This is a genomic window from Devosia sp. (genome assembly GCF_017307495.1).
Lineage (GTDB): Bacteria > Pseudomonadota > Alphaproteobacteria > Rhizobiales > Devosiaceae > Devosia_A.
This window is the reverse complement of the sequence record NZ_JAFKHE010000003.1, coordinates 1-1,639: the sequence shown is the minus strand read 5'-3', so window position 1 is coordinate 1,639 and position 1,639 is coordinate 1. Positions and strand designations below refer to the sequence as shown.

Here is a 1,639-nt window from a genome sequence, read left to right as displayed (position 1 = left end):
GACGGTTCGGGCGTTGAGCTTGCGAACGTCAAGATGGCGATGAACCCGTTTGACGAGATCGCGGTCGAGGAAGCGATCCGGCTGAAGGAAGCCGGCAAGGCGGAAGAGATCATCGTCGTGTCGATCGGCCCGCAGCAGGCGCAGGAGACGCTGCGCACGGCGCTGGCGATGGGCGCCGACCGCGCGATCCTGGTCAAGACCGACGAGGCGGTGGAGCCGCTGGGCGTCGCCAAGGTGCTGAAGGGCGTGGTCGAGGCCGAGCAGCCTGGCCTGGTGATCCTGGGCAAGCAGGCGATCGACGACGATTCGAACCAGACGGGCCAGATGCTGGCCGCGCTGCTGGGCTGGGCGCAGGGCACCTTCGCCTCGAAGATCGAGCTTGCCGGCGATCATGCCAAGGTGACGCGCGAGGTCGATGGCGGCCTGCAGACGGTGGATCTGAAGATGCCGGTCATCGTGACGGCGGACCTGCGGCTGAACCAGCCACGCTATGCCTCGCTGCCCAACATCATGAAGGCCAAGAAGAAGCCGCTGGACGAGAAGAGCCCTGCCGACTTCGGGGCCGACGTCAAGCCGCGGCTGAAGGTGGTCAAGACCGAGGAGCCGGGCGGCCGCAAGGCGGGCGTCAAGGTCAAGAGCGTCGCCGAACTGGTCGACAAGCTCAAGAACGAAGCCGGCGTCCTCTAAGGTTCGGAAAGGATCAAAGACATGGCAATTCTCCTTATCGCCGAACACGACAACGCATCGCTTTCCGACCAGACCGCGAAGGCCCTGTCGGCTGCGCTGCAGATCGGCTCGGATGTCGACGTGCTGGTGGCCGGCAAGGGCGCCAAGGCGGCCGCCGACGCCGCCGCGAAGCTCAAGGGCGTGCGCAAGGTGCTGCTGGCCGAGGCCGACGAGCTCGCCGAGCGCCTGGCCGAGCCCTTCGCGGCGCTGATCGTCGATCTGGCCGGTGGCTACGACACCATCGTGGCGCCCGCCACCTCGGCCGGCAAGAACGTCATGCCGCGCGTGGCGGCCCTGCTCGACGTCGCCCAGGTCTCGGAGATCATCGAGGTGGTTTCGCCCGACACCTTCAAGCGTCCGATCTATGCCGGCAATGCGCTGCAGACGGTGCAGTCGACCGACGCCAGGAAGGTTGTCACGGTGCGCACCGCCGCCTTCCAGGCGGCTCCCGAGGGTGGCTCGGCGGCTGTCGAGACGATCAAGGCGGCGGCCAATCCCGGGCTTTCCACCTTCGTCGAGAACAAGCTGTCGGAGAACGACCGTCCGGAGCTGACCTCGGCCAAGATCATCATCTCGGGTGGCCGCGCGCTGGGCTCGTCGGAGAAGTTCCAGGAGGTGATCCTGCCGGTCGCCGACAAGCTGGGTGCGGCGGTCGGCGCGAGCCGCGCCGCGGTCGATGCCGGCTATGCGCCGAACGACTGGCAGGTCGGCCAGACCGGCAAGGTGGTCGCTCCCGACCTCTACATCGCCGTCGGCATCTCGGGCGCGATCCAGCATCTTGCCGGCATGAAGGACTCCAAGGTCATCGTCGCCATCAACAAGGACGAGGAGGCACCGATCTTCCAGGTCGCCGACTACGGCCTCGTCGGTGACCTCTTCACAATCCTGCCCGAACTCCAGAAGGCGCTTTGAC

Annotated in this window: 2 protein-coding genes; both read left to right on the top strand. The window is 66.7% G+C overall.

Features of this window, described 5'->3' with window-relative positions; translation table 11 throughout:
- Positions 1-687 (top strand): electron transfer flavoprotein subunit beta/FixA family protein (locus J0I99_RS00035; protein ID WP_291395012.1); only part of this gene is annotated, 687 nt, incomplete at its 5' end.
- Between the two features lie 21 nt (positions 688-708).
- The gene (locus J0I99_RS00030) at positions 709-1,638 is read left to right on the top strand and encodes an electron transfer flavoprotein subunit alpha/FixB family protein (protein WP_291395010.1); all 930 of its coding nucleotides are present in this window, start codon (positions 709-711) and stop codon (positions 1,636-1,638) included.
- Position 1,639 lies beyond the last annotated feature (1 nt).